Raw genomic sequence first — 23208 nt, 5'->3', positions numbered from 1 at the left:
GGGGGGCGAGATTTACAGGCTGATCTCGGTGATCTTCGCGCCCGACACCGACACGCCGGCCTCCAGGCCCACGTTGGTCAGCACGAAGCCGACCACCGGCTGGCGGATGGTGTTGGTGTCGACCGAGCCATTGGCGCCGATGTTGGCGACAGCCACGGTGGCGTCAGCGCCGGCCGTCCAGCCCTTGCTGCTGCGGAACTTGGCCAGCGATTCCTGCGTGTTGAACACGTAGATCACGGCCTTCGACTGCGCGCCGGCCTGGAAGCCGATGGAGCCAGCGGTGGTGCTGTAGTAAGCCTGGGTCCGGCCGCCGGTGCGCAGCGCGCCACGACCGTATTCGGCGCCGACGCCGAGGCTGGCGCCGACGACCGATGGGAACACCAGCACGCCAGCGGCCTTGCTCACCATCTCGCGCGAACCCGGCACCGTCTGGTAGAGCTTCGACAGGGAGGCATCGGTCTGGGCGTCGATGGAGGTACGCGACGACGAGGAGGTGCCGGTGTCGCCGGGACGGGTGGTGGTGCAGCCTGCGAACAGCACGCTGGCCGCAGCGACGGCAGTGACGGTGGCGAGAGTGCGGAGCTTCAATGTGGTCATGGTCTATGTCCTCTTCTTTAAATGAAATCGGGTTCTGGTCCCTGTCGATCCAGGCGTGCTGCATCGGGTCTTGAACCAGACCGGGACCGATGCTAAGTCGGCAAAACCCAGAGAAATCTCAGAGACGGCGGTGACCTACGCGATCTCGGGCCAAGCAGGTGTCGACCCGGGGCCCGATGTCCTACGCCCTGGAAAACCCTGACCGAAAATCAGACATATGCCTGAAAGACAGGCAATGGCCGTGTCTGTATGGCGTGCGGGTCGCCACCGCTTCGAGGGAAATCCCTTTCGAATCAACGCTGCTTTTCTTGGCATGGACTGTGCAATATTCAGTCATACCAAAACAGGAGACCTGCATGATCCAACCTCGACACCTCTTTGCACTGGCAGCGCTCGCCGCGCTGGCCACGAGTGTCGCCGCGCCCGTCCACGCGCAGTCCAATGAGATCCGCATCGCGCACGTCTACAGCAAGACCGGGGCGCTCGAAGCCTACGGCAAGCAGACGCAGACCGGCCTGATGATGGGCCTCGAGTACGCAACCGGCGGCACGATGGAGGTCAACGGCAAGAAGCTGGTGGTCATCGAGAAGGACGACCAGGGCAAGCCAGACCTTGGCAAGTCACTGCTGGCCGCCGCGTACTCCGACGACAAGGCCGCGCTGGCTGTCGGCCCGACCGCATCGGGCGTCGCGTTGGCGATGCTGCCGGTCGCCGAGGAATACAAGAAGGTGCTGATCGTCGAGCCGGCCGTGGCCGATTCGATCACCGGCGACAAGTGGAACAAGTACATCTTCCGCACCGGCCGCAACTCGTCGCAGGACGCGATCAGCAACGCCGTGGCCATCGACAAGGCCGGCGTGACTGTCGCCACCCTGGCCCAGGACAACGCCTTCGGTCGCGACGGTGTGAAGGCCTTCGGCGCCGCGCTGAAAAACGCCAAGCTGGCGCACGAGGAATACCTGCCGCCGGCCACCACCGACTTCACCGCCGGTGCGCAGCGCCTGATCGACAAGCTCAAGGACCAGCCGGGCCGCAAGATCATCTGGATCGTCTGGGCGGGTGCGGGCAACCCCTTCAAGATCGTCGACCTCGACCTCAAGCGCTACGGCATCGAGATCGCAACCGGGGGCAACATCCTGCCGGCGATGGCGGCCTACAAGAGCCTGCCGGGCATGGAAGGCGCGACCTACTACTACTTCGGCATCCCGAAGAATCCGGTGAACGAGGCGCTGGTGGCGGCGCACTACAAGCAGTTCAAGGCACCGCCGGACTTCTTCACGGCGGGCGGCTTCTCGGCCGCGATGGCGGTGGTCACGGCGCTGAAGAAGACGGGCGGCGACACCGGCACCAACAAGCTCATCACGGCGATGGAAGGCATGAGCTTCGACACGCCCAAGGGCAAGATGACCTTCCGCAAGGAAGACCATCAGGCGATGCAGTCGATGTACCACTTCAAGATCAAGGTGGACCCGGCCTTTGCGTGGGGCGTGCCTGAACTCGTGCGCGAGATCAAGCCGGAAGACATGAACATTCCCATCAAAAATAAACGCTGATCGCCCGATGCTGGAAACCCGCGGACTCACCATCCGCTTCGGCGGCCACGTGGCCGTCAACGCTGTCTCGTGCGCGTTCGCACCGGGTACGTTGACGGCCATCGTCGGGCCGAACGGGGCGGGCAAGACGACCTACTTCAACCTGATCTCGGGGCAGCTCCGGGCGAGCGAGGGCACGGTGTCGCTCAACGGGCGCGACCTGTCGTCGCTGTCGGCCTCGGCGCGCACGCATGCGGGCCTGGGCCGCGCTTTCCAGCTCACCAACCTGTTCCCGAACCTCACGGTGCTGGAGAACGTGCGCCTGGCGGTGCAGGCCACGCGCAACGGCGCGCACCGGCGCGGGCTCAACCTGTGGAGCATCTGGAGCGACCATGCGGCGTTGACCGCGCGGGCCGACGAACTGCTCACGCAGATCAACCTGAAGGCAAAGGAACATGCCACGGTGGCGAACCTGCCGCACGGCGACCAGCGCAAGCTGGAAGTGGCGCTGCTGATGGCGCTGGAGCCGCAGGTCTTCATGTTCGACGAGCCGACCGCCGGCATGAACGCGGCTGAGGCGCCGGTCATCCTCGACCTGATCCGCCAACTCAAGCAGGACAAGACCAAGACCATCCTCTTGGTCGAACACAAGATGGACGTGGTGCGCGAACTGGCCGACCGCATCATCGTGCTGCACAACGGCGCGCTGGTGGCCGATGGCCAACCGGCGGAGGTCATCGCCTCGCCGATCGTGCAAGAGGCCTACCTCGGCGTCGTGAAGGAGGCGGCATGAACTTGCTCGAATTGCGAGGTGTGCAGACGCACATCGGCGCGTACCACATCCTCCACGGCGTCGACCTCGTGGTGCCGAAGGGCCAGCTCACGATGCTGCTGGGCCGCAACGGCGCCGGCAAGACGACGACGCTGCGGACCATCATGGGCCTGTGGCACGCGTCGCAGGGCAGGGTGCGCTTTGCTGACAAGGACATCACCGCGCTGCGCACGCCCGACATCGCCGCGCTTGGCATCGCCTATGTGCCCGAGACCATGGGCATCTTCTCGGACCTGACGGTCAAGGAGAACATGCTGCTGGCCGCGCGCAGCGCGAAGAACGCCGACGGCATCGACGACACGCGGCTGAAATGGATCTTCCAGCTCTTCCCCGCGGTGGAGAAGTTCTGGAACCACCCGGCCGGCAAGCTCTCGGGCGGGCAAAAGCAGATGCTGGCCGTGTCGCGCGCCATCGTCGAGCCGCGCGAGCTGCTCATCATCGACGAGCCCAGCAAGGGCCTGGCGCCGGTGATGATCAACAACATGATCGACGCCTTCGCCCAGCTCAAGGCGAGCGGCGTGACCATCCTGCTGGTCGAACAGAACATCCATTTCGCGCAGCGCCTGGGCGACACCGTGGCCGTGATGGACAACGGCCGCGTGGTGCACGGCGGCCCCATGGCCGCGTTCTCGGCGGACGAACAACTGCAGCAGTCGCTGCTCGGACTGGCGCTATGAAGACATCCGACCTGGATTGGAAGCCGCTGGCCCTGGTACCGGTGCTCGCGCTCATCGCGCTGCCGCTCACCGGCTCGCTCTCGACCTGGCTCACGCTGACCGTCGCGGGCCTGGCGATGGGCATGATCATCTTCATCATCGCCTCGGGTCTCACGCTGATCTTCGGCCTGATGGACGTGCTGAACTTCGGCCACGGCGTGTTCATCGCGCTGGGCGCCTTCGTCGCGAGCAGCGTGCTCGGGCTGATGGGCGACTGGACCGGCTCGGGCGAGCTGTGGCGCAACCTAGTGGCGGTGTTTCCGGCAATGCTGGTCGCGATGCTCGTGGCCGGCGCGGTCGGCCTGGCCTTCGAGCGCTTCATCGTGCGGCCGGTGTACGGCCAGCACCTCAAGCAGATCCTCATCACGATGGGCGGGATGATCATCGGCGAGGAGCTGATCAAGGTGATCTGGGGTCCGGCGCAGATCCCGCTGCCGCTGCCCGAGGCGCTGCGTGGCTCGGTCTTCGTGGCCGATGCGGCGATCAGCAAGTACCGGCTGCTGGCGGTGGCCGTCGGCCTGGTCGTGTTCGGCCTGCTGGCCTGGACGCTGGGCCGCACCAAGATCGGCCTCTTGATTCGTGCCGGAGTGCAGGACCGCGAGATGGTCGAGTCGCTCGGCTACCGCATCGGCCGACTGTTCGTCGGCGTGTTCGTTGTCGGCAGCGCGCTCGCCGGCCTGGGCGGTGTGATGTGGGGGCTGTTCCAGCAGAACCTGATTCCGCAGATGGGCGCGCAGGTCAACGTGCTGATCTTCATCGTCATCATCATCGGCGGGCTGGGTTCCACCGGCGGCGCGCTCATCGGCGCGCTGCTGGTGGGGCTGATGACCAACTACATCGGCTTCCTGGTGCCGACGTTGACGCAGTTCGCGAGCATCTTCCTGATGGTCGCGGTGCTGCTGTGGCGGCCGCAGGGCGTGTATCCCGTGGCGAGCAGCCGGTGAGGGCGGTGTGATGTTGAAACGTCTTCTCTCCAACGACATGCCGCGCAGCCGCGTGCTCGCGGTGCTGCTGCTGGCCGTGCTGCTGGGCCTGGCCTTCGCGCCGTTTATTTTTCCAGGCGTCAAGGCGCTGAGCGTGGCGGCCAAGATCCTGGTCTTCATCGTGCTCGTCGCGAGCTTCGACTTGCTGCTGGGCTACACCGGCATCGTGAGCTTCGCGCACACGATGTTCTTCGGCATCGGAGCGTACGGCATCGCCATCGCGGCCAGCCGGCTCGGCGCGGGCTGGGACGCGCTCTTCATCGGCCTGGGCGGTGCGCTGTTCGTGTCGCTGGTGCTTGCGCTCGCCATCGGGCTGTTCTCGCTGCGGGTGCGTGCCATCTTCTTCGCGATGATCACGCTGGCGGTGGCCTCGGCCTTCCAGACGCTGGCTTCCCAACTGTCGGACTTCACCGGCGGCGAAGACGGCCTGACCTTCAAGCTGCCCGAGCTGATCTCGCCGAGCTTCGAGTTCGCCGAAGAGCCCTTTCTCGGCGTGTCGCTCGACGGGCGGCTGCTGTGCTACTACCTGCTCTTCGTGGCGGCGGTCGTACTGGTGCTGGCGCTGCTGCGCATCGTGAACTCGCCCTTCGGCCGCGTGCTGCAGGCGATCCGCGAGAACGAGTTCCGCGCCGAGGCCATCGGCTACCGCGTGGTGGTCTACCGCACCACCGCCGCCGTGCTGTCGGCCCTGTTCGCGACGCTGGCCGGCGCGATGCTCGCGATCTGGCTGCGCTACAACGGGCCGGACACGTCGCTGAGCTTCGAGATCATGGTCGACGTGCTGCTGATCGTGGTGATCGGCGGCATGGGCACCATCTACGGCGCGGCCATCGGCGCGGTGCTCTTCGTCATCGCGCAGAGCTACCTGCAAGACCTGCTCAAGCTCGGCAGCGAGGCAGCCAGCGGGCTGCCCTGGCTGGCGGCGCTGCTGTCGCCGGACCGCTGGCTGCTGTGGCTGGGTGTGCTCTTCGTTCTGTCGGTCTATTACTTCCCGACGGGTATCGTCGGCAAACTCCGGGCAAGGGCCGCGCGATGAATCCCACTTCCAACTATGCGCAACTGCTGGGGCGCGAGGTCCACTGGATGGACTGGGGGCCGAAGGAGGGCGCCGCCGTCATCGCCTGGCATGGCCTGGCGCGCACCGGTCGCGACATGGACGAACTGGCCGAGCATCTGTCCGCCAAAGGCTTCCGCGTCATCTGCCCCGACACCATCGGCCGCGGCCTGAGCCAGTGGAGCCCGCTGCCCGACGCCGAATACCAGCTCTCGTTCTACGCGCGGCTGGCCGAAGCGCTGTGCGACGAGCTGACGCTCGACCGCGTGCACTGGGTCGGCACCTCGATGGGCGGCGCCATCGGCACGGTCTGCGCATCGGGCCTCATCGCGTCGCGCATGAAGTCGCGCATCGCCAGCCTGGTGCTCAACGACAACGCACCGGAACTCGCGACAGCGGCCGTCGAGCGCATCAAGGCCTACGCCGGCAACCCGCCGGCTTTTGACACGGTGGCAGAGCTTGAGACCTTCTTCCGCACCGTCTACAAGCCCTACGGCTGGCTCAGCGACGCCCAGTGGCGCCGGCTCACCGAAACCTCGACGCGTCGCTTGCCCGACGGCCGCGTGACGCCGCATTACGACCCTGCCATGGTTCGCCAGTTCACCGCCCACGACAACGACTACCTGATCTGGAACCACTGGGATGCGATCGAGGCGCCGGTGCTGTGCCTGCGCGGTGTCGACTCCGATCTGGTGCTGCCGGACACGGTGGCCGAGATGCGTCGGCGCGGCCCCGGTGCGGCCGGCCGCCTGCAGGTCATCGAGGTACCGGGCTGCGGGCACGCACCGGCGCTCAACGTGCCAGCGCAGCTGGCGCCGATCGAGGCCTTCCTGCGCGAGGCGGGCTAAGGGCCGGGGTTCGTACGACGCGTCGCGGGCCCTGCTCGGCGTCGGCACCGAGGGTTTCCAGCGATCAAAGTCGCGGGACGGGCGTACGATGGTCGAATCCCATGGACCTACGCCACCGTGCCGCTCCGCTCCATCTTCGGTGACCTGCCGTCGCCGGTGTCTCCGCTCTCGGAACCCGGGCCCGCTTCGGCTGCGCCGGTCCGGGCGCGCTTCTCGATCGAGCCGCGCCACCTCGACGGTGCCGCGCGCCTCGCCGCCAACGAGAAGAAGTCGCAGGAGGCGCGGGGCGAGGCGATCGAGGTCGGCCTGGCGCGGCAGTACATGGGGGAAGCGCTCGGGCGCCACGCAGTCGGTCTCGTCATGGCGTGCACCATGGCGGCGGTATGCTGGCCTTACGTCCATCCGGCCTTTGTCGTCCTCTGGCTGGGCATGGTGCTCGCAGGCACCTTCGCGCGCCGCCGGTTTGCGCGTCATTTTCAAAGTGTGGTCGACAGTGCCGGGCCGCAGGCGCGCAACGCCTTCCTGCAGCGCCTGGTGCCGTTCTATGCCGTCATGGGGCTGACCTGGGGAATGTCGCTGCCGATGTTTGCGGGCAGCGCGGAGGGCGCGCGCGGCTTTGCCTGCTGGGCCATCCTGGCGGCACTCGTCTATGGCGCGAACCACCGGCTGGCCCTGCTGCCGCAGCTGTGGCGTGCATTCATGCACACCTTCTTCATCGCGGCCTTCTGCTATTTCGCCTATCGGGCGCTCGCCCCTGGCGCCGAAGCGTCGGTGTCGCTGTGGTTTCTGCCGCTGTGCCTGGCCCAGTTCTGGTTCACCCGGCGGTTGTCCGTCGCCGTGCTGCACATCCAGTCGGCACTCTACGGTGCGCAGTACGACCTGGCGCGCAAGTCCGACGAAGCCTTGGCCGCGGTGGTGGCGAAGAACAAGTTCCTGGCCGCGGCGACGCACGACATGCGTCAACCGGTGATCGCGATGGGCCTGTACGCTGAATTCCTGGAGGCGGAGCCGCAGAGCTACAACGAGCTGGCGCCGAAGATCGGCCGCGCCGCTCAGGTGGTCAACCGGTTGTTCGACTCGCTGTTCGACCTCTCCGCCTTCGATGCCGGCCAGGTGCGGCTGGCGGTGCAGTCCGTGTCGGTCGGAGCCGTCATCCTTGCCCTGCAGGAGGAATACGAGCCGCTTGCCGCGGCGCGGGGGCTGACGCTGCGGGTGCGCGTGCACGACGCCGTCGTCCAGAGCGACGAGGTACGGCTGCGCCGCATGATCGGCAATGTGCTGTCGAACGCGATCAAGTACAGCAAGCCGGGCGGCAAGGTCCTCCTGGCGATGCGGCCGGCCGGCGGCACGGTGCGGGTCGAGATCTGGGACCAAGGCATCGGCATCCCGGCCGCGCAGATCGACAAGGTGTTCCAGGAATTCTTCCGTGCCGACGGCGGCAGCCAGCTGGCGCCCGACGGCCTGGGCATCGGGCTGGCGCTGGTGGCCCGCCTGGCCGACGCGCTGCGCACGCGCATCTTGATCGACTCGGTCGAGGGGCAGGGCACGCGCGTCTCGCTCACCCTGGGGAGCGTGGAAGCCGACGCGTCCAAGCAGGTTCAGCTGTCGGCGGCCTGCGGCTGATCGCCGTCTTCGTTGTCATCGTCGCGGCGGCTGTTCTTCGCCACCAACCGGGCCGTCATGTCGGTAGCCATCTGCAGGCGCTTGAGATCGCGCTGCGTCAGCGCCTCGTTCGGTGCCAGGCTGAAGCAGCACAAGGTGCCATAGATGCGGCCATCGGGCAGGACGATCGGGACGCTGAGATGGGCCCCGATGGGCGCCGGGGTGTGCGGCAGCTCGGCATAGTTCGGCAGCTTCGTCACGTCGGTGATCAGCTGCGGCAGGCGCCCGTCGATGACCCGCTGGCAGAAGCTGCGCTCGAGCGCATCCCACTTGCCCTCCCATGGCAACCAGCGGCTGTCGGCGGCGTCGACCTGCTGGTACACCCGGCGTCCCTGCTCGAAGTGCGAGACGAAGGCCACGTCCATCTTCAGGTGTTCGCGCATCAGCTTGAGCACCTCGCGCACGGAGCGGTCGACCTGCTCGTGGCTCATGTCGGCCGTGACCACGGCGACGCGACGCAACGCTTCTTCCAAGGCGATTGGCATACGAAGTAGCTCCTCGAATCGGCGCGAATGGCCCTGGGCCCCTGCGCACGTCCCCCGCCCCCCGGCACGATTCTGGAATGGGCGAGCGCCCGGCGCAAGAGGTGGCTGTCGGGCCGCGTCGCGCTCAGCGCTTCTTGGCGCCGAAGATGCCGCCCAGCACGCCGCGCAGGATTTCCTTGCCGACGTTGGTGCCCACGGTGCGCACCGCCGACTTGGCCATCGTCTGGACCAGGCCGTCGCGCTTGCCGCCGCGCGGGCCGGTGGAGCCGAACAGCAGGTCGTTGAGGAAGCCGCCTTCGGCCGGGGCGCCCGGTTTGGCGGTGCCGGCCTTCCCGACCGTCGAGGCCGGTGCATCGGGCGCGCTCTCGGCCCGGCCCTTGAGCTTTTCATAGGCCGACTCGCGGTCGACCGTCTTCTCATAGACGCCGGCCACCAGAGAATTGGCAATGAGCTGCTGGCGCTGCGCCGGCGTGATGGGCCCCAACTGGCTACCCGGCGGTACGACGAACACGCGCTCGGTCACGCTGGGCCGGCCCTTGGCATCAAGGAAGCTCACCAGCGCCTCGCCCACGGCCAGCTCGGTGATGGCGGCCTCGATGTCGAGCCCCGGCTTCTGGCGCATGGTGGTGGCCGTGGCCTTGACCGCCTTCTGGTCGCGTGGCGTGAAGGCACGCAGCGCGTGCTGCACCCGGTTGCCCAGTTGCGCGAGCACCGAATCGGGAATGTCCAGCGGGTTCTGCGTGACGAAGAACACGCCGACGCCCTTGGAGCGCACCAGCCGCACGACCAGCTCGATGCGCTCGACCAGCGCCTTCGGTGCCTCGTTGAACAGCAGGTGGGCCTCGTCGAAGAAGAACACCAGCTTGGGCTGGTCGGGATCGCCGATCTCGGGCAACTGCTCGAACAGCTCCGACAGCATCCACAGCAGGAAGGTCGCATAGAGCCGCGGCGAATTCATCAGCTTGTCGGCGGTGAGGATGTTGATCACCCCCTTGCCGCCGACGGTCTGCATGAAGTCCTGGATGTTGAGCATGGGCTCGCCGAAGAACTTGTCGCCGCCCTGGCCCTCGATCTGCAGCAGGCCGCGCTGGATCGCGCCCACGCTGGCGGCGCTGATGTTGCCGTACTCGGTGGTGAACTGGCTTGCGTTCTCGCCCACGTACTGCAGCATGGCGCGCAGGTCTTTCAGGTCGAGCAGCAGCATGCCGCTGTCGTCGGCGATCTTGAAGACCAGGTTCAGCACGCCGGCCTGCGTTTCGTTGAGGTCGAGCATGCGGCCCAGCAGCAACGGGCCCATGTCGGACACGGTGGCGCGCACCGGGTGACCCTGTTCACCGAACACGTCCCATAGCGTGGCGGGGCAGGCGAGGGGAGCAGGCGCCTCGATGCCGCGTTCCTTCAGCGTCGCGGCCAGCTTGTCGCCGATGTGGCCGGCCTGGCTGATGCCGGTCAGGTCGCCCTTCACGTCGGCCATGAACACCGGCACGCCGAGGCCCGACAGCTGTTCGGCCAGCGTTTGCAGCGTGACCGTCTTGCCGGTGCCGGTGGCGCCGGTGATGAGGCCATGCCGGTTGGTCAGGCTGGGCAACAGGAAGCACTCGGTGGCGTCGTGCCGAGCGATGAGAAGAGGGGTGGCCATCGGGGCTCCGGGTCGTGTCGAAAGCGGCAGTCTATCCAAGCCCCCCTCCTATAATCCGCGGCCACAGGCGTTCGTTCCGTGAAATAGTTCCAGGAGTTCCTTTGTCATCGATCCCCACCCCCCCCATTTCCGCCGATGGCGCCCGCGCTGAACAAAGCCCGCTCGAGCTCGAACTCGCGACCTTGCTGGTCGAATCCCTGAATCTCGAAGTGGCCCCGGCCGAAGTCGATCCGAACGCGCCGCTGTACGGTGACGGCCTTGGCCTCGACTCGATCGACATCCTGGAAGTGGCACTGGAAGTGTCGCGCCGCTATGGCTTCCAGCTGCGTTCGGACGACGAACGCAACCAGCAGATCTTCCAATCGCTGCGCACGCTGGCCACCCACGTGGCGGCGAACCGTACGACCGCTTGATGACCTCCCACGGCACGCATGCATATCGACGGCCCGCAGATGCGGGTCGCCGAACGGCGCGGGCCTGAGCGATGTCGCGATGGCGCCTGGCGCTCCTGCTGCTGGCAGGGGCGGCGTACGCGGGCTTGTCCCACTGGCTGATGCTGTTCCATCCGCATGCGCCCTGGGCGATGGCGGTGCTGCTCGGTCCGTTGTGGCTCACGGCGCTCGGCCTGGGCGGCTCGCGCTTCGGTGGCTGGGGCGTGCTCGGTGCCACGGTGGCTGGTGTGCTCATCTTCGTGGTGCTGTGGCGCGGCGGCGCGGGCGATCCCAACCGGCTGTACGTGCTGCAGCACGTCGGCATGAACGGCGTGCTGGCCTGCTGGTTCGGCGGCAGCCTGCGCGGCGGGCGGCTGTCGCTCATCGGCCAGTTCGCCCAACGTGTCCATCCGCTGGAGAAGGGCATGCCGGAATACACCCGTCAGGTGACCTGGGTCTGGACGACCTACTTCACGCTCACGGCCCTGGTCTCGATCCCCGTCTACCTCTGGCTGCCGTTCTCGGCCTGGTCGCTGCTGGCCAACGTGCTGAGCCCGGTGATGGTGGTCGTGCTGTTCGTGGGCGAGCACCTGGTGCGCTACCGCCTGCACCCCGAGTTCGAACGCACCCGCATGATCGATGCAGTGCGGGCCTTCTACGGCGCCTCGTCGGCCGAGCCGACGGCCAAGCGCTGATGCGATGACAACGGAATTGCGCATGCCGAACGATGTCCCTTCCCATCCCTTGCTGGCGCTGCGCGACCTCGAAGCGCCGCTGGCCTGGCGCGCAGGCGTGCCGGTGTCGGGCCGCGCCTTCCTGGCCGACGTCGCGCGTCAGGCCGAGCGCATGCCGGCTGCCGGCCCGGTGCTGAACCTTTGCAACGACCGCTACGCCTTCGTGGTGGCGCTCGGCGCGGCGCTGCTGCGCGGCCAGGCCAGCCTGCTGCCGCCCGATGCGCGGCCCGAAACGATGGCGCGGCTGACGGCCGCGCACGGAAAACTCACCGCCGTGACCGACGAGCCCTCGCTCGAAACACCGGGGATCAACCGCGTGATGGTCGAGGTCGGGGCCGGCGCGACCGACGCGCCGCCCGACGTGCCGGCCATCGACGGCGGCCTGCACGCGGTCAGCCTGCTCACCTCTGGCTCCACCGGCGTGCCGCAGCCGCATGCCAAGACCTGGCACACGCTGGTGGGTGACGCAGCCGCCGCCGTCGCGCGGCTGGCGCAACTGCTCGGCCGGCCCTCGCTCGAAGGGCTGACGCTGGTCGGCACGGTGCCGGTGCAGCACAGCTACGGCCTCGAATCCACCGCCTTGCTGGCCCTGCTCGGTGGCGCCGCCTTCGACAGCGGCCGGCCCTTCTTCCCGGCAGACATCGTCGCTGCCCTGGCCGCGGTGCCGCGCCCGCGCGCGCTGGTCACCACGCCGTTCCACTTGAAGACGCTGCTGCTGGCCGGCATCGAGATCCCGCCGGTCGACTTGATCCTGTCGGCCACCGCGCCGCTGTCGCCGCAGCTCGCCGCCCAGGCCGAGCAGGCCACCGGCGGTATGCTGATCGAAATCTACGGCAGCACCGAGTCGGGCCAGGTCGCGACCCGCCGGCCCACCCAGAGCGAGGTGTGGGAAACCTTCGGCGAGATCCGCGTCACCGCGCAGCCGGGGGCCGACGGTACCGAGCAGTACGTCTTCGACGGCGACTTCATCCCCCAGCCGACACCGATGGCCGACGTGCTGGAACTGCTCGACGACCGGCACTTCCGCCTGTTCGGCCGCGCCAACGACCTGATCCATGTGGCCGGCAAGCGCAGTTCGCTCGGCCACCTGAACTACCACCTCAACAGCATCTCCGGCGTGGACGACGGCGCCTTCTGGCTGCCCGACGACATCAGCGACGGCGTGGTGCGGCCGGTGGCCTTCGTGGTCGCGCCGGCGCTCGTCGCGGGCGAGATCGTGGCGGCCTTGCGCACGCGGCTCGAATCGGTCTTCGTGCCGCGTCGCGTGGTGCACGTGCCTTCGCTGCCGCGCGAGGGCACCGGCAAGCTGACCGTGCGGGCGCTGCGCGAATTCGCGCTGTCGCAGCTCGCGTCCGACGACACGCCGGTGCAGGTCACGCACGAGATTCCCGAAAACCATCCCGTCTTCGCCGGCCACTTCCCCGGCCAACCACTGGTGCCCGGCGCGCTGCTGGTGTCGGAGGTGATGGAGGTGATGCGGCGCGTGCCCGCCATGGCGGCACGGCTCGGTGCGCATCCCACGCTGGCGGCGGTCAAGTTCCTGTCGCCGGTGCGGCCCGGCGCGGCCATCGACATCGCGTTGCACCCCGAGACGGGCGCTGCGCGCGGCGTGCGCTTCGAGGTGCGCTGCGGCGACGTGCTGGCGGCGAGCGGGCGCTGGACGCCCTCGGAAGCGCGTTGATGTCGGAACGCGAAGCCGGCACGCAGGGCGCCGGCGACAAGCGGCCCGGGGCGGCCGACTGGACGCAGACGCCCGAGCGCAGCAACATGGCGGCACTGCGCTTCATCACCTGGGTCGCGCTGACCTGCGGGCGCCCGCTCACGCGCCTGATCCTGCATCCGATCTGCGTCTACTTTCTTCTGTTCGACGCGACATCGCGGCGCAACGTCAGGCGCTATTTGCTCCGCGCCATCGGCCCCAGGGCGGGCTGGGGCGATGGTTACCGGCTGCTGCACGCCTTCGCGTCGACGGTGCTCGACAGGGTCTACTTCCTGCGCGGCCGTATCGACCTGTTCGAAGTGACCATTCAGGGCAATGGGCCGGTCGAGGCCGAGATTTTTGCGGGGCGAGGCGCTTTCCTGCTGGGCGCGCACGTCGGCAGCTTCGAGGCCATGGGGGCCTGCCGCCAGCACAGCGCCGACCAGGGCGCGCTGCCTCTGGCGATGCTGATGTTCACCGACAACGCGCAGCGCATCACGGCGATCCTGGAAGCCATCAGCCTGCCCGAACTGCGGCCGCACATCATCGCACTGGGCCGGCCGCATTCGATGCTGGCGCTGCGCGACTGGCTCGATGGCGGCGGGCTGGGCGGCCTGCTGGCCGACCGCACGCTGTCGGGCAGCGATGAGATGGGCCAGCGCGGTAACAACCTCACGCTGTCCTTTCTCGGCCATCCGGCGGTGTTCAACGACGGGCCGTTCCGCCTGGCCGCGCTGTTGCGCCGCAAGGTGTTCTTCATGGCCGGGCTCTACCTGGGCAACGCCCGCTACGATGTCCGCTTCGAGCCGCTGGCCGACTTCAGCGAACGCGTGACCGACCTGGCCGAACGGGAACAACGCATACGCGCGGCGGTCGAAGCCTATGTCTTGCGACTCGAGGCGCTGTGCCACGAGCACCCCTACAACTGGTTCAACTTCCATGATTTCTGGCTTGAAGACTCGCATTGAGGCACGCGTTGAGATGGGGCTGCGGCAGGCCCGCTGGGCGCTGGTGGTGCTGCTGTGCGCCGCCGCGCCGGCCTGGGCCTTCGACCTCAACGAACTGATGGGCCTGCTGGCCAAGCAGAAGCAGGGCGAAGCCAACTTCACCGAGCAGCGCTATGTGCGCGGCTTCGACGGCCCGCTGGCGGCCAGCGGCACCTTGAGCTTCACGGCGCCCGACAAACTGGTGCGGCGCACCCTGTCGCCGCGGCCCGAGACGATGGCGGTCGACGGCAACAACCTCACGCTGTCACGCAGCGGCCGCAACCGCAGCATGACGCTCGACAGCGTGCCCGAACTGCAAGGCCTGGTGGAAGCGATGCGCGCCACGCTCGCCGGCAACACGCAGGTGCTGCAGCGCTACTTCACCAGCACCGTCGGCGGCAGTGCCAGCGACTGGACGCTCGACCTCGCGCCCGTCGACGCGCGCCTGGCGTCGCAGGTCGCGACGCTGCGCCTGAGCGGCAAGGCCGGCGAGGTGCTCGGCGTCGAGATGGAGTTCCGCGGCGGCGACCGGTCGATCATGACGATCTCGCCGAAAAGATGAGTGTTCTGCACGCCGGGCCGAGCCGGGGCCGCCGCACGCTGGTGCTCCTGCTGTGGCTGGCTGCCGTGCTGGCCGGGGTCGCGGTCATCTCGCGCACCCCGTTCAGCGCCGACCTGTCGGCCTTCCTGCCGGCCAGCCCCGACGCGCGCCAGCGCGTGCTGATCGAGCAACTGCAGAGCGGCGTCGCATCGCGCACGCTGATGGTCGGCCTCGAAGGCGGCAAGGACGCGGCGCAACGCGCCGACGTGTCGCGCGCCCTCGGCAAGGCGATGCGCGCCAGTGGGCTTTACGAGCAGGTGCAGAACGGCGACCACAGCGAGTGGCAGGAAGCCGGCACCTTCGTCTTCGACCGGCGCTACCAGCTGTCGCCGGATGTGAGGCCACAGCGCTTCAGCGTGGAGGGGCTGCGCGATGCCATCACCGACACGATGTCGATGCTCGGCACGCCGGCCGGCAATCTGGTGCGGCCGCTGTTCGAGCGCGACCCGACCGGCGAGACGCAGCGCATCGCCGAAGGGCTGATTCCCGCCACCTCGCCGCGCACGGAAGAGGGCGTGTGGGTGTCGCGCACCGCGCCGCGCGCCATGCTGCTGGCCACGACCAAGGCCTCGGGCAGCGACCTCGACGCGCAGGCCGCGGCCATCGCCCGCATCGAGACCGAGTACGCGAAGGCGGCGCAGGGTCTCGGTGCCGAAGCGCCGAAGCTGCTGCTGAGCGGCGCACCGGTGTTCTCGGTGCAAAGCCGCGACAAGATCAAGGGCGAGGCGATCCATCTCGCGACCGTCGGCGCCATCGTGATGGGCTGCCTGCTGCTGGCGGCCTTCGCATCGCCGAAGGCGCTGGTCATCGCGCTGCTGCCGGTGCTGACCGGCGTGGTGGCGGGCACGGCCGCGGTCGCGCTGGTGTTCGGCTCGGTGCACGGGCTCACGATGGGCTTCGGCAGCACGCTGATCGGCGAGACGGTCGACTACGCCATCTATTACCTGATCCAGGCGCGCGGTGCCGCTGTGCCGGGCACCGGCTGGCAGCGCTGGCGCGACCTGAACTGGCCGACGGTGCGCCTGGGCCTGCTCACGTCGGTGTGCGGCTTCGCGGCCTTGCTGTTCTCGGGCTTCCCGGGTCTGGCGCAACTCGGCGTGTTCTCCATCGCCGGCTTGGTGGCGGCCGCCCTGGTCACGCGCCACGGCCTGCCGATGCTGGCACCCGACGGCGCCACCGGCATCGGCATGCGCCGTCACATGGCGCACGCGGCGAGCGGCATCGTCCAGGCCATGCCGCGGCTGCGCGTCGGCTTCGTCGTGCTGGGCGTGGTGGCGGTGGCGCTGATGGCCTGGCAGGGCGGGGCGCTGTGGCGCGCCAGCCTGTCGTCCATGAGCCCGATCTCCAAGGCCTCGCAGGAACTCGACGCGTCGCTGCGCGAGGACATCGGCGCCAGCGACGGCGGCACGCTGGTCGTGATCCAGGCGGCCGACGAGCAGGCCACGCTGCGCATCACCGAGGCTGCGGGCCAGCGGCTCGACGCGATGGTCGACCAAGGCCAGTTGAGCGGCTACGAGACCGTCACCCGCATGCTGCCGAGCATCGCCGCGCAGCAGGCCCGCATCGCCAGCCTGCCTGACGCCGCCACGCTGCGCACGCGCGTGGCCGAGGCGACGCAAGGCATGCCCCTCGCGGCCGAGCGGCTCGAACCGTTCGTGGCTTCTGTGGACGCGGCCCGCGGCCTGGCGCCCATCACGCGCGAAGAACTCGCCAAGGGCCCGATGGCGCCGGTGGTGCGTGCGCTGATGTTCGAACGCCCGGGTGGCGGCTGGTCGTCGCTGATCGCGCTGCACCCGACCGAGCGTTTCGACAAGGCCCAACTGGTCGCCGCGCTGGCGCCGCTGCCGGAGGTGCAGGTGGTCGACATCGGTGCCGAGCTGGGCAGCCTCTACGACCGCTACCTGCACGAGGCCTTCGTGCAGGTGATGCTCGGTGCGCTGGCGGTGGTCGTGCTGCTGGGGCTGTACCTGCGCTCGCTGCGCCGGCTGGTCGCCGTGTGCCAGCCGCTGCTGCTGGCGGTGGTGCTCACGCTGGGCGGCATGGCGGCGCTGCAGGTGCCGCTGGGCATCCTGCACCTTGTCGGGCTGCTGCTGATCGTGGCGGTCGGCTCCAACTACGCGCTCTTCTTCGACCAGCTGCAGGAGACCGGGCGCGCCGACGAGGACACGCTGGCCTCGTTGATGCTGGCCAACCTGACGACGGTCGTGTCCTTCGGGCTGATCGCGATCTCGGACATCCCCGCGCTCTCGGCCATCGGCCGCGTGGTGGCGCCGGGTGCGCTCTTGGCCTTGCTGCTGTCTGCGGCTTTCGCCAAGCGGCGCGTGCGCTGAGGTACAAAGGCGCGCCATGTCGTCCGTCGCCGTGCCCCCGATGTCCTCCTTCGCCTCGATGCCGCTGATCTTCCCGGCGAGTGCGTTGCTGCACGTCGGTGCGCTGGGCGCGGCGCTGTGGGTGCCGGGCGCGATGCCTTGGGCGATCGGCGCGGTCGTGCTCAACCATGCGCTCATCACCGGGGCCGGACTCACGCCGCGCAGCCGGCTGCTGGGGCCGAACGTCACGCGCCTGCCTGCGGCGGCAGTGGCGCGCCGCGAGGTCGCACTGACCATCGACGACGGGCCCGACCCGGCCGTCACGCCGCAAGTGCTCGACGTGCTCGAAGCCTACGGCCAGCGTGCCACCTTCTTCTGCATCGCCGACCGCGTCGCGGCGCATCCGGCACTGGCCCGCGAGATCGTCGCGCGCGGCCACAGCATCCAGAACCACACGGCGCGGCATCGGCACGACTTCTCTTTCCTCGGGCCGCGTGGCTACGCCGCCGAAATCTCGCGCGCGCAGGACCTGCTCGCGCAGGCGACTGGCGAACGCCCGACCTGCTTCCGTGCGCCGGCCGGTCTGCGCAACCCCTTTCTCGCACCGGTGCTGCGGCGCCTGGGCCTGTCGCTGGTGAGCTGGACGCGCCGCGGCTTCGACACGCGCGAGCGCGATCCGGCCAAGGTGCTGGAGCGCCTGGTGCGCGGGCTGGCGGCCGGCGACATCCTGCTGCTGCACGACGGCAATGCCGCCCGCACCGCGGCCGGCCACCCCGTCGTGCTGGAGGTGCTGCCTCCGCTGCTGGCACGGCTGAAGGCCGATCGCTTGCGCGCCGTCACGCTGCCCGAAGCACTGAAGGACGCATGAGCATTACCCTGTCGACGGACGCTGCCTGGCGCCACCTGCACGAGAAGGCGACCGCGCCGTACCGTCAGGCCGGCAAGTTCGGCTGGCACTTCGCCCGCGGCAAGCTCGGGCGTGATCCGGCCTTCCGCGGCATGCTGGAGCGCAAGCTCATCGGCGCGCAGCACAGTCGCGTGCTCGACATCGGCAGTGGACAGAGCCTGACCGCCAGCCTGTTGGCGGAAGCGGCGGCGATGCAGGCCCAGGGCCACTGGCCAGCCGGCTGGCCTGCGACGCCCGCACGCATCGACTACACCGGCATCGAATTGATGCCCAAGGACGTGGCCCGCGCGCAGGCGGCCCTCGGCCACCTCCAGCCCCCACCACGCATCCTGTGCGCCGACATGTGCAGCGCGCCGCTGCCGGCCTGCGACCTGGTCGTGATCCTCGACGTGCTGCATTACGTCGACCTTGCCGCACAGGAAGGCGTGCTGCAGCGCGTGCGCGATGCGCTCGCACCCGGCGGGCGGCTGCTGCTGCGCGTCGGCGATGCCGCCAGCAAGCGCCGCTACGCCGTCAGCCAGTGGGTCGACCACACCGTGACGCGCGTCCGCGGGCACTGCGTGTCGCCGACCTGGGGCCGCACGCTGGGCGAATGGACCATCCTGCTGCAGCGCCTGGGCTTCACCGTGCAGAACATCCCCATGAGCCAGGGCACACCCTTCGCCAACGTGCTGCTCGTCGCCGACCTCGAACCCGCCACGTCATGACCACACCCCAGACCCTCGACCGCGCCGGCATCGCCCGCCGCATTCCCCACAGCGGCAGCATGTGCCTGCTCGACCGGCTGGAGGCCTGGGACGCCGAAGCGATCCACTGCAGCACCGTTAGCCACGCACTGCCCGAGAACCCACTGCGCACCGCGAGCGGGCTGATGGGGCCCAACCTCATCGAATACGCCGCGCAGGCCATGGCGCTGCACGGCGGCGTACTGGCGCCAGACGATGCCGAGCCCTCGGCCGGCTTCCTGGCGAGCGCGCGCAATGTGAGGTTCTCGGTCGACCGCTTCGACGATGTGCCGGGTTCGCTGCAGGTGCACGCGAAACGCCTGTCGGGCGACGCCAGCCAGGTGCTCTACGAATTCGCGGTGAAGGACGCCCAAGGCCGTGCGTTGGCCGAAGGCCGCGCCGTCGTCGTGCTCAACACCCCGTTGCCTCCTGCCACCCCTACCTCGACGAAATGAACGCCATGTCCCTGTCCGGAAAACGCGCCCTCATCACCGGCGCCAGCGGCGCCCTCGGCGCGGCCATCGCCCAGCGCCTGGCGCGCGACGGCGCCACCGTGCTGCTGCACGCCAGCTCGCGCCCGCAGGCGGTCGAGGAACTGGCCGCCACCATCACCGCGGCCGGGGGCACCGCCGAATGCCATGTCTTCGACCTGCGCAGCGACGAGGGCACGGCCGCCGGCTGCGCGGCGATGCTGGCCGGCGGGCCGGTGCAGATCCTGGTGAACAACGCCGGCGTGCACGACGACGCGGTGCTGCCGGGCATGCGGCCCGAGCAGTGGCACAAGGTGATCGACGTGTCGCTCAATGGCTTCTTCCGCGTCACGCAGCCGCTGCTGCTGCCGATGCTGCGCACCCGCTGGGGCCGCATCCTGAACATCTCGTCGGTGGCCTCGCTCACCGGCAACCGCGGCCAGGTCAACTACGCCGCGGCCAAGGGCGCGCTCAACAGCGCGACCAAGGCACTGTCGCTCGAAGTGGCGGCGCGCGGCGTGACGGTCAACGCCATCGCGCCCGGCATCATCGCGTCGCCGATGGCCGACGCCGTGTTCGACCCGGCCCTTATCCAGCAGATGGTGCCGGTCAAGCGCGCCGGCACGCCCGACGAAGTGGCCGCGCTGGCCGGCTTCCTGGCCAGCCCCGATGCGGCCTACATCACCGGGCAGGTGATCTCGATCAACGGCGGGATGGTGTAGTGGCGCGACGCGCAGCAGAAGCAGAACGTCGATCAAGTCAGTCGGTTCAACCGGAGACACTCTTTGTGTGGCGGAAGAAGTTTTCGGGGTCGTACTTGCGCTTGAGCGCCGCGAGTCTGTCCAGGTTGGATCGACCGTACGCGGCCTCGATGCGGTCCTGGCCCTCGTCCTCGGTCAGGAAGTTGATGTATGCCCCGCCTGTCGAGCAGGAGCGCGTCGCTTCGAAGCAGTCCCGCGCCCACTTGACATGGATGTCGTCATCGCCCGGCTTCTCCCAAGACCCGGCGATGTTCAGCACATAGGCCGCGTCTCGATTGCCTGCCGGCGAATACCCGGCAGGCAGTTCGCCCAACGCACCCTGTATCTGGAACAGAAGGATGGCCGAATGGGGCGATTGAATTCGGCCCGCATGCTCCACGGCGAGGTCAATGGTCTGGCGATCGATGCCTGGCAGGTAGTGTGACTTCCAGTAGTAGCGCCGTCCTTTGGGCTGCGTGGCATCGAGCAGGCTCTGCATCTGCGTATACGGCCGACGCGCCACGATGTCGGCCAGGGGCCGACCAAGGCCGCGCAGCGGCGCGATCAATGCTTCTCCGTCCTCGAGCTTGCCGGAGTAGCAGACGAAGATGGCGACGATCGGCTTGCCGTGCACCTCCTTCGGGAGCCAGGGTGCCGGCGGCGCAATCCGCAGAACAGCCACGCTGGTCAGTTCGCGCGGCGCCTCTGCGCTGAACTCACGGTAGGCGTCGAGAACTTGCCTGGCGTCGTCGCCGTGCCACGCGATCGCGCCTCCCAGGATTTCGGGGCCGACGGGGAAAAGTCGGTACTCAAAGGATGTGACGATTCCGAAGTTGCCGCTACCGCCACGCAGCGCCCAGAACAGATCCTCGTGCTCCTCCGCAGACACACGCAAGACGTCGCCGCCGGCGGTCACCACTTCCATCGATGCCACGTTGTCGCAGGTCCAGCCGTGGCGACGCGTGAGGTAGCCAAATCCGCCGCCGACGGTGAGGCCTGCAATCCCGGTGGCAGAAACAAAACCGAGCACGGCTGCGAGCCCGTGCAGCTGTGTCTCGCGGTCGACCTCGGCCAGTGTGCAGCCGGCTTGCGCGCGAGCCGTTCGGCAAACGGGATCGACCCAAACGCCTCTCAGCAGCGACATGTCAATCATGAGGCCGCCCTCGCAGACCGCAAGCCCTGCGATGTTGTGGCCGCCGCCGCGCACGGAACTGAGAAGCCCGTGCTGACGCGCGAACCGAACGGCCTGCACGACATCGACCGTCCCGGTGCAACGAGCCACCAGGCCAGGGCGACGATCGATCATCGCGTTCCAGATCTTGCGCGACTCCTCGTATTCGGGGTCATCCGCAGTCAGCACCTGGCCTTTGAATGCGGCCCTGAATGACTGCAGGATCTCCGGCGCAAGGTCCACTGTCCCGCCATCCATCCGTGTGAGTTTGATCGTCATGAGTCATCTCCGGGAAAAGTGATGAGGTTTGGGGTCTTCTTGGGTACGCGGCGCTTACCCGTCAACGTAGCGCACGGGTGTCGCCGGCGCGCGGCGCACCCGTAGCTCGAAGATGTCCGGGCGCGCGTAGTGCCCGATGACGTCGAGCGTTCGGCGTGACGGCGCGACGCGCGCCGTATCGACCTCTGCATACAGGATGCCGGCCTCGCGGCGCAATGGGCCCGCGACGATCTTCCCCATGGGATCGACCACCACCGAATCGCCGTCGTTGATCCACTCCTCGGGATCGGGGAACAGCGCTGCGCAGGCCGGGAAGTCGTGGGGGATGTCGCTGGCACGCAGCGCCGTGCCACTGCCGACCACCCAGCAACGGCCTTCGAGCGCGATATGGCGCATCGTGCCGATCCAGGCGTCCCCACTGTCGTAGGTGGGCGCGACGTAGATCTCCACGCCCTGGGCGTAGAGCGCGTAGCGCGCCAGCGGCATGTAGTTCTCCCAGCAGATGAGGCCGCCGATCCGGCCGGCAGGCGTGTCGACCACGCGCAAGCCGGACGCGTCCCCCAAGCCGTGAACCATGCGTTCAGGGTTGGTTGGCATCAACTTGCGGTGCCGGTTCAGCACCCTGCCGTCGGTGCCGACGACAACGACGGTGTTGTAGAGCGTCCCGCCGCCGTGCTCCCGATCTCGTTCATTGATGCCGCACACGATCGTCACGTTGTGGGTGCGGGCGGCCTCGCACAGTTCGGCCAGGTCGCCGCCACCGACGTCAACCGCGTTGGCCAGCAAGCGCGCGTGCAATTGGCCCATGACGGCGCCATCCTTCCCTGCCGCGAGTCGCCATATCCAGGACGGGTAACCCGGAATGAACGACTCGGGAAAGACGATCAGCGACGCCCCTGCCGCTGCGGCCTCGGCGACCCATTGCACGGCCCTTGTGAGGGTGGCGCCACGATCGAGCAAGACCGGCGGGCGCTGAATGATGGCGATCTTCGTCATGGCGTCTTTCCTGGGCGGGCGTTGCCCGATATGGACAGCTTGCGCGTGACCAGGCGCCCGGACCAGTCCAGAATCTGAAGCGTTTACGCTCCGGAGACGATGCGATGGAAAGCAGCTACGGTCAGTTCTGCACCGTTGCCAGGGGTGCAGAGGTGTTGTGCGAGCGATGGACGCCGCTGGTTGTGCGCGAGTTGCTGTGCGGCAGCAAGCGCTTCAACGACCTGCATCGCGGCGTACCGCGAATGTCCACCAGCCTGCTGGCGCAGCGGCTTCAACGCCTGGAGGAATTCGGTGTCGTGCGCCGCGACGCCGTCGGCAAGGTTTGGGAATACAGCCTCACAGAGGCTGGCGAGGAACTTCGGCCCATTGTCATGGCGCTGGGCCATTGGGGTGCGCAGTGGATTGGCAGCCGCCTGCGCGACGATGAACTGGATGCGGGCTTGCTCATGTGGGATATGCGTCGATTCGCGTGCATCCAGGAGTTCCCATCCAGGCCCGTGGTCATCCACTTCCAGCTGCGCGACGCACGGACTCGCGAGCGCGCTTGGTGGCTCGTCGTGGAGGACGGTGTGGCCGACCTGTGTCGCGACGACCCAGGGCGCGAGCTGACGCTCGTGGTGGAGGCTTCCGTGCGCGCCTTGACCGAAGTGTGGGCGGGTGACCGCACGCCTCAGCAGGCCCTTCAGTCGCGCGAAATCCGTATTGATGGGGCCAGGCGCGACGCTGAAGACCTGTGGCGGTGGCTGGGCACGAGCGCGTTCGCCTCGACGCGACGCGCCGCGGGACGGATGTCCCCGGCGGCCAATCTTTGA

General features: G+C 68.4%; 23 protein-coding genes. 18 read left to right on the top strand and 5 right to left on the bottom strand.

Annotation, left to right across the window (positions count from 1 at the left end; genetic code table 11):
* Nucleotides 1-12: 12 nt before the first annotated feature.
* Nucleotides 13-597: a BPSL1445 family SYLF domain-containing lipoprotein gene (locus ACSFBE_RS03765; protein WP_435489039.1), complete on the bottom strand. Its 585-nt coding sequence runs from the start codon at nt 595-597 to the stop codon at nt 13-15.
* A gap of 356 nt (nt 598-953) precedes the next feature.
* Between ACSFBE_RS03765 and ACSFBE_RS03760 the strand changes: the two genes are divergently transcribed.
* The 7 genes from ACSFBE_RS03760 (at nt 954) to ACSFBE_RS03730 (ending at nt 8185) form a co-directional block, all read left to right on the top strand.
* Nucleotides 954-2150 (top strand): substrate-binding domain-containing protein, encoded by a 1197-nt coding sequence (locus tag ACSFBE_RS03760; RefSeq protein ID WP_435489038.1) that lies wholly within the window; start codon nt 954-956, stop codon nt 2148-2150.
* A gap of 7 nt (nt 2151-2157) precedes the next feature.
* On the top strand, nt 2158-2922 hold the full coding sequence (locus ACSFBE_RS03755; RefSeq protein WP_435489037.1) for an ABC transporter ATP-binding protein: 765 nt from the start codon (nt 2158-2160) through the stop codon (nt 2920-2922).
* A complete protein-coding gene (locus tag ACSFBE_RS03750; protein ID WP_435489036.1) occupies nt 2919-3638 on the top strand; it encodes an ABC transporter ATP-binding protein in 720 nt (239 codons plus the stop codon). The genes ACSFBE_RS03755 and ACSFBE_RS03750 overlap by 4 nt, the downstream gene beginning before the upstream one ends.
* Nucleotides 3635-4621: a branched-chain amino acid ABC transporter permease gene (locus ACSFBE_RS03745; protein ID WP_140838801.1), complete on the top strand. Its 987-nt coding sequence runs from the start codon at nt 3635-3637 to the stop codon at nt 4619-4621. Before ACSFBE_RS03750 ends, ACSFBE_RS03745 begins: the two co-directional genes overlap by 4 nt.
* 10 nt (nt 4622-4631) lie before the next feature.
* The gene (locus tag ACSFBE_RS03740) at nt 4632-5696 is read left to right on the top strand and encodes a branched-chain amino acid ABC transporter permease (protein ID WP_435489035.1); all 1065 of its coding nucleotides are present in this window, start codon (nt 4632-4634) and stop codon (nt 5694-5696) included.
* Nucleotides 5693-6562 (top strand): alpha/beta fold hydrolase, encoded by an 870-nt coding sequence (locus tag ACSFBE_RS03735; RefSeq protein ID WP_435489034.1) that lies wholly within the window; start codon nt 5693-5695, stop codon nt 6560-6562. Before ACSFBE_RS03740 ends, ACSFBE_RS03735 begins: the two co-directional genes overlap by 4 nt.
* 117 nt (nt 6563-6679) lie before the next feature.
* Nucleotides 6680-8185, top strand: coding sequence for a sensor histidine kinase (locus tag ACSFBE_RS03730; RefSeq protein WP_435489033.1), 1506 nt, complete (start codon nt 6680-6682; stop codon nt 8183-8185).
* Here ACSFBE_RS03730 and ACSFBE_RS03725 read toward each other — a convergent pair.
* Nucleotides 8161-8709 (bottom strand): GAF domain-containing protein, encoded by a 549-nt coding sequence (locus tag ACSFBE_RS03725; RefSeq protein WP_435489032.1) that lies wholly within the window; start codon nt 8707-8709, stop codon nt 8161-8163. The genes ACSFBE_RS03730 and ACSFBE_RS03725 overlap by 25 nt on opposite strands.
* 124 nt (nt 8710-8833) lie before the next feature.
* Nucleotides 8834-10348, bottom strand: a complete 1515-nt coding sequence (locus ACSFBE_RS03720; RefSeq protein WP_435489031.1) for a helicase HerA-like C-terminal domain-containing protein — start codon at nt 10346-10348, stop codon at nt 8834-8836.
* Nucleotides 10349-10449: 101 nt separating this feature from the next.
* Between ACSFBE_RS03720 and ACSFBE_RS03715 the strand changes: the two genes are divergently transcribed.
* From ACSFBE_RS03715 to fabG, 10 genes are all read left to right on the top strand, one after another.
* Nucleotides 10450-10761 carry a phosphopantetheine-binding protein gene (locus tag ACSFBE_RS03715; protein ID WP_435489030.1) on the top strand — a complete coding sequence of 104 codons (312 nt, stop codon included), beginning with the start codon at nt 10450-10452 and terminating at the stop codon, nt 10759-10761.
* A 71-nt stretch (nt 10762-10832) separates the two neighbouring features.
* A complete protein-coding gene (locus tag ACSFBE_RS03710; protein ID WP_435489029.1) occupies nt 10833-11474 on the top strand; it encodes a COG4648 family protein in 642 nt (213 codons plus the stop codon).
* A 22-nt stretch (nt 11475-11496) separates the two neighbouring features.
* Entirely contained in the window at nt 11497-13194 is a 1698-nt protein-coding gene (locus ACSFBE_RS03705) for an ApeI family dehydratase (protein ID WP_435489028.1), read from the top strand.
* Complete coding sequence (locus ACSFBE_RS03700; protein WP_435489027.1) at nt 13194-14180, top strand: acyl-CoA synthetase; 987 nt, start codon at nt 13194-13196, stop codon at nt 14178-14180. The genes ACSFBE_RS03705 and ACSFBE_RS03700 overlap by 1 nt, the downstream gene beginning before the upstream one ends.
* Entirely contained in the window at nt 14164-14760 is a 597-nt protein-coding gene (locus ACSFBE_RS03695; RefSeq protein WP_435489026.1) for a LolA-related protein, read from the top strand. Before ACSFBE_RS03700 ends, ACSFBE_RS03695 begins: the two co-directional genes overlap by 17 nt.
* The gene (locus ACSFBE_RS03690; protein ID WP_435489025.1) at nt 14757-17129 is read left to right on the top strand and encodes an MMPL family transporter; all 2373 of its coding nucleotides are present in this window, start codon (nt 14757-14759) and stop codon (nt 17127-17129) included. Before ACSFBE_RS03695 ends, ACSFBE_RS03690 begins: the two co-directional genes overlap by 4 nt.
* 16 nt (nt 17130-17145) lie before the next feature.
* Nucleotides 17146-17976, top strand: coding sequence for a polysaccharide deacetylase family protein (locus ACSFBE_RS03685; RefSeq protein ID WP_435489024.1), 831 nt, complete (start codon nt 17146-17148; stop codon nt 17974-17976).
* A complete protein-coding gene (locus tag ACSFBE_RS03680) occupies nt 17973-18722 on the top strand; it encodes a class I SAM-dependent methyltransferase (RefSeq protein WP_435489023.1) in 750 nt (249 codons plus the stop codon). Before ACSFBE_RS03685 ends, ACSFBE_RS03680 begins: the two co-directional genes overlap by 4 nt.
* Complete coding sequence (locus ACSFBE_RS03675) at nt 18719-19195, top strand: hotdog family protein (protein WP_435489022.1); 477 nt, start codon at nt 18719-18721, stop codon at nt 19193-19195. The genes ACSFBE_RS03680 and ACSFBE_RS03675 overlap by 4 nt, the downstream gene beginning before the upstream one ends.
* A 5-nt stretch (nt 19196-19200) precedes the next feature.
* Nucleotides 19201-19932 (top strand): 3-oxoacyl-ACP reductase FabG, encoded by a 732-nt coding sequence (fabG, locus tag ACSFBE_RS03670; protein WP_435489455.1) that lies wholly within the window; start codon nt 19201-19203, stop codon nt 19930-19932.
* A 46-nt stretch (nt 19933-19978) separates the two neighbouring features.
* Here the strand turns inward: fabG and ACSFBE_RS03665 are convergent, their stop codons facing one another.
* Nucleotides 19979-21400: an FAD-binding oxidoreductase gene (locus tag ACSFBE_RS03665; RefSeq protein WP_435489021.1), complete on the bottom strand. Its 1422-nt coding sequence runs from the start codon at nt 21398-21400 to the stop codon at nt 19979-19981.
* A gap of 54 nt (nt 21401-21454) precedes the next feature.
* The gene (locus ACSFBE_RS03660; protein ID WP_435489020.1) at nt 21455-22396 is read right to left on the bottom strand and encodes a carbon-nitrogen hydrolase family protein; all 942 of its coding nucleotides are present in this window, start codon (nt 22394-22396) and stop codon (nt 21455-21457) included.
* A gap of 104 nt (nt 22397-22500) precedes the next feature.
* Here ACSFBE_RS03660 and ACSFBE_RS03655 point away from each other — a divergent pair, with 104 nt between their 5' ends.
* Complete coding sequence (locus tag ACSFBE_RS03655) at nt 22501-23208, top strand: winged helix-turn-helix transcriptional regulator (protein WP_435489019.1); 708 nt, start codon at nt 22501-22503, stop codon at nt 23206-23208.

This window comes from Variovorax sucrosi (assembly GCF_051216635.1).
In the GTDB taxonomy this organism is placed as follows: Bacteria; Pseudomonadota; Gammaproteobacteria; order Burkholderiales; family Burkholderiaceae_C; genus Variovorax.
This window is presented reverse-complemented; position numbering and strand designations above follow the sequence as displayed.